Here is a 4,431-nt window from a genome sequence, read left to right on the forward strand (position 1 = left end):
CACGTCGCCGGACACAAGCGACCTGGCGAACGAGCTGGACAAGCTGAAGGCCGCGGTTGATGCGGGAGCGGACACGGTAATGGATTTGTCGGTCGGCGGGGATGTCGATGAGGTGCGGGCGGCCGTGATCGCCGAGTCGCCGATCCCGGTCGGGACAGTGCCCGTGTATCAGACCGCGCTGGATGCCCGCCGTAAGGGGAAGTCGTTCATCGAGGCCAGCGCCCGGGAGATACTCGCCGGCGTCGAGAAGCACCTGCAGGATGGGGTCGATTTCATCACGGTCCACTGCGGCATCACCCGGCGTAACGTCGAGATCCTGACCGAGGCCCACCGGGTGTGCGGGGTCGTAAGCCGCGGTGGCTCGATGACCATCGAGTGGATGCGGCGAAACGGCAGAGAAAACCCGCTCTATGAACACTATGACGACCTGCTGGCGATGGCCCGCGACCACGGTGCCGCGCTTTCCATCGGCGACGGGCTTCGTCCTGGAGCGCTCGCTGACGCGACCGACGCTGCCCAGGTAGGAGAGCTCCTGACCATCGGCGAGCTGGTTTTGCGGGCGCGGGCCGCCGGTGTGCAGGCGATGGTCGAAGGGCCGGGCCATGTCCCGCTGGACCAGGTCGAGGCCAACGTGAAGCTGGAGAAGACCTTTTGCCACGAAGCACCCTTCTACCTGCTGGGACCGCTCGTGACCGATGTCGGCTGCGGCTACGACCACATCACGGGGGCCATCGGCGGCGCTCTCGCAGCCTGGCACGGCGCCGATTTCCTCTGCTACGTAACGCCGTCCGAGCACCTCGGACTGCCGACCATCGAGGACGTGCGGCAGGGAGTGATTGCTTCGAGGATTGCAGCCCACGCTGCGGACGTGGCGCGCCATCATCCCGGCGCGGTCGCCTGGGACCTCAGAATATCCCGGGCAAGGGCGGCGCTGGACTGGAAGGCGATGATCGCCGGCTGCGTTGACCCGCAGCGGGCGCAAGCGGTATTCTCGGCTGGACGTTCCCGCACCGAAGGCGCGTGCACAATGTGCGGCGAGTTCTGTGCAATCCGGCGGATGGCACCGGCCGGCCAGGGCCCGAAGGACTCGAAACTAGTGAAGCAAAGGCGAAAGGGGAAATGAAGAAGCCGGACTTCGGACTTCTTCACTTGGTACTTTCCCCTTTCCACAAGGAGGCATGAATCATGGTTAAGCCCAAGTACAAGCTATACACGCCCGGCCCGGTCGACGTGCCGCTGGAGTTCCTCAAGGAACTCTCAAGCGGTCTCGTCTACCACCGCGAGGCTTCGTTCGCGGCGATCTTCGAGTCGGTCCGCAAAGGACTGCAGAAGATGATGCTGACCAAAGGCGAGGTCCACCTGCTGACCGCGTCCGGTACCGGGGCAATGGAGGCCGCGGTATCGAATCTGGTCAGCCACGATGAGAAGGTGCTGGTGGCAACCGCAGGGCGGTTCGGCGAACGGTGGCGCGAGATTAACCTGCGGTTCGGGGCCTTTGTGGACGAACTGAGCCGGCCCTACGGCGAGGCGATTCCGCCTGAGGAACTGGAGCGGAAGCTCCTCGCCAACGATTCGGCCCGCTGCGTCTTCACGACCCTGACCGAAACCTCGACCGGCGTGCTGCACGACATCAAGGCATTCGGCGAGATCTGCCACCGGCTCAACCGCATCCTCGTTGTCGACGCGGTGGCCGGGCTCGGCGCCGATGAACTGCGAATGGACGACTGGCACATCGACGTGGTGGTGGGCGGATGCCAGAAGGGTCTGGCGGTGCCGCCCGGTGTTTCCTTCGTCGCCCTGAGCGAGCGAGCGGCTGAGCGCGTTGAGCGGGCCAAGGCGCCGCGTTACTACTTCGACCTGCGGATTGCCCGGCGCTATGCGGCCAAAGGCCAGACCTCCTGGACCCCGGCCATCTCCATCATTTACGCTCTGGACCTGAGCCTCAAACGTCTCAACCGAATCGGCATGCCGAAGTACTGGAAGGACCACCAGGAAATCGGCGACATGATGAGAGCCAAGGCCGCGGGCCTCGGACTGGATCTCTTTCCCAAGCGACCCTCCAACGCGTTGACCGTGATGAAGATGCCCCAGGGCGTGGATGGTGCCAGGGTCGTCGACATCTGCCGCAAGCGGGACAAGATACTGCTTGCGAACGGGCAGGGCGACATGCGCGGCAAGATTGTCAGAATCGGACACATGGGCCCGGTGACCAAGCCCGAGATGACCAAGGTGTTCGGCTGCTTCGCGCGCGCGCTCAAGCAAGTCAGCCGTCCCGCCAAATAGACTCAGACTCGTTCAGACATACCGCCCGGGCCTCCGTCCGGGCGGTTTCATTGTGCGCCCAGCATGGGCGTTGACTAGAGAGTGAGAGTCTCTAACACGGAGGTTGATTGCACCAACCGTTAGCCAAAGGCAAGTGCGTCACCGTGAGGTGGGGTGCGAAGGAAGCCGGAGGCAAAACTGCGCTCTGAGGAACACGAATCCCATACGAGGCCGGGTCAGCCGGGCGAGCTGGCAATGGACAGCGAAGCCCGATGCAATCAAGGGCTGACAGGGTAGATGGGGCAGGGGTGCAGGGAAAGTCAGCGTTCTTACCTGGGGAGACCTGTCGTCCAGCCATCTACGGATGGCAAGCCTGACCGTGAGGTCGGGGTGAGGCGGCAGGAGTCAGCCGAGGCCATAGTATCGGAGCCGTCGCTCCGAGAAGGGCTGAACGTGGAGAGGGACATGGAATCCAAGGGCTCGCGGGACGAGCAAGGAAGGCAGACTTTCCCGGATAGGGATACTGCTGGTTGTGCGAAGGCGGTGAAGCTGCCGGGGAACAGCCAGAGGGCCGAGCCGTCTCCGGCGCTGGCGGGAGAAGTGTCCGAGGCGACAGACGAGACCGGCGTATGGGAGCGGGTGTTCCAACGGGACAACCTGCTGCGTGCGCTGGAGCGGGTCGAGCGGAACGGCGGGTCACCGGGCATCGACGGTATGACGGGGGTAGAACTCCGTCCGTATCTCAAGCAGCACTGGAGAGAAATCAGGGCTGTGCTCGATGAGGGAACCTATCAACCGAAGCCGGTACTCAGGCGTGAGATACCGAAGCCTGGGGGCGGGGTGAGGCTGTTAGGAATACCGACGGTGACAGACCGACTCATACAGCAGGCGTTGGCGCAGGTGCTTTCGCCACTGTTCGAGCCGGGGTTTTCAGACTCAAGCTACGGGTTTCGGCCCGGGCGGGGAGCCCACGATGCGGTCAGACAAGCCCAGACGTACATCAATGAAGGGTATGGCTGGGTAGTGGACATCGACCTGGAGAAGTTCTTCGACCGGGTCAACCACGACAAACTGATGGCGCGTGTAGCGCGAGTAGTGAAAGACCGGCGGGTGCTCAAGCTTATCCGGAAATATCTTGAGTCCGGGGTAATGGCCAACGGGGTGAAGGTCGAAGCAAAGGAAGGGACGCCGCAGGGCGGGCCAATCTCGCCGCTTCTGGCCAACATCATGCTGGACGACCTGGATAAAGAACTGGAGCAGCGCGGGCATCGATTCGTGCGCTATGCGGACGACTGCAACATCTACGTAAAGAGCCGGCGTGCCGGCGAGCGGCTGCTAGCCGGCATCGGGCGATTCCTTGAGCGAAAGCTGAGCCTTAAGGTCAATGCGAAGAAGAGCGGGGTAGACCGGCCGTCGAAGCGGAAGTTCTTGAGCTTCAGCTTCTACTGGCGACAGGGCCGAGCGCTGATTCGCGTGGCCGGAGAGGCAAGAGACCGCTGTTTGGAGCGACTACGCCAGCTTACTCGACGCAGCCGGTCGGGTCTTGAGGTCGAGGTAGTCCGAGCCGTCAACGAATATACGACGGGATGGGTAGGATACTTCCGGCTGACGGATACGGACCGGGTGTTTCAGGAACTGGACGGGTGGCTTCGGCGGCGGCTGCGGCAGATGCTCTGGAAGCGCTGGAAGCGAGGGCGGACACGCTACCGGAAGCTCGTGGAACTGGGCGTGCCCGAGGAACTCGCGGCTCTGGGCGCGGGCGGCAGCAGTCCATGGCGCATGGCGGCGACGCCAGTGGTAAACATGGCCCTAAGCAACGTCTACTGGGAACGAGTAGGACTGATAAGCCTCACCGAACGCTATCGTCAGCTGCGGGAATCTCTGCGAACCGCCGGATGCAATAAAGCACGTCCGGTGGTGTGAGAGGGGGCGACTGAAAGGCCGCCCCCTACTCGATTCCCGTGTTCATCAGTGTCCATCCGTGGTTGCCCATTCTGCCCGCAAAAGAGGAAGCCGGACCGAGGTCCGGCTTCCGTGACTTGATTTCTCGGCTAGAAGCTGTCGGCCACGTCCGAAATACGGACGTTGTCGCAGATTATGTATTCGGGCACGCTCATGGCGGTCGGGGAGCGGCGGTCGTAGGTTGAGGAGACGTTCCACGGAATCGTG

3 protein-coding genes are annotated in these 4,431 nt (G+C 63.0%); all 3 read left to right on the forward strand.

What is annotated here, in order from left to right; all coding sequences use genetic code 11:
* On the forward strand, positions 1-1,123 hold a 1,123-nt coding region (thiC, locus tag VMH22_12415), incomplete at its 5' end, for a phosphomethylpyrimidine synthase ThiC (protein ID HTW92496.1).
* Positions 1,124-1,185: 62 nt separating this feature from the next.
* Complete coding sequence (locus tag VMH22_12420; protein ID HTW92497.1) at positions 1,186-2,283, forward strand: alanine--glyoxylate aminotransferase family protein; 1,098 nt, start codon at positions 1,186-1,188, stop codon at positions 2,281-2,283.
* A 444-nt stretch (positions 2,284-2,727) separates the two neighbouring features.
* Entirely contained in the window at positions 2,728-4,185 is a 1,458-nt protein-coding gene (gene ltrA, locus VMH22_12425) for a group II intron reverse transcriptase/maturase (GenBank protein ID HTW92498.1), read from the forward strand.
* Positions 4,186-4,431 lie beyond the last annotated feature (246 nt).

This window comes from bacterium, assembly GCA_035505375.1.
In the GTDB taxonomy this organism is placed as follows: Bacteria; Hydrothermota; Tepidihabitantia; order Tepidihabitantales; family Tepidihabitantaceae; genus UBA2258.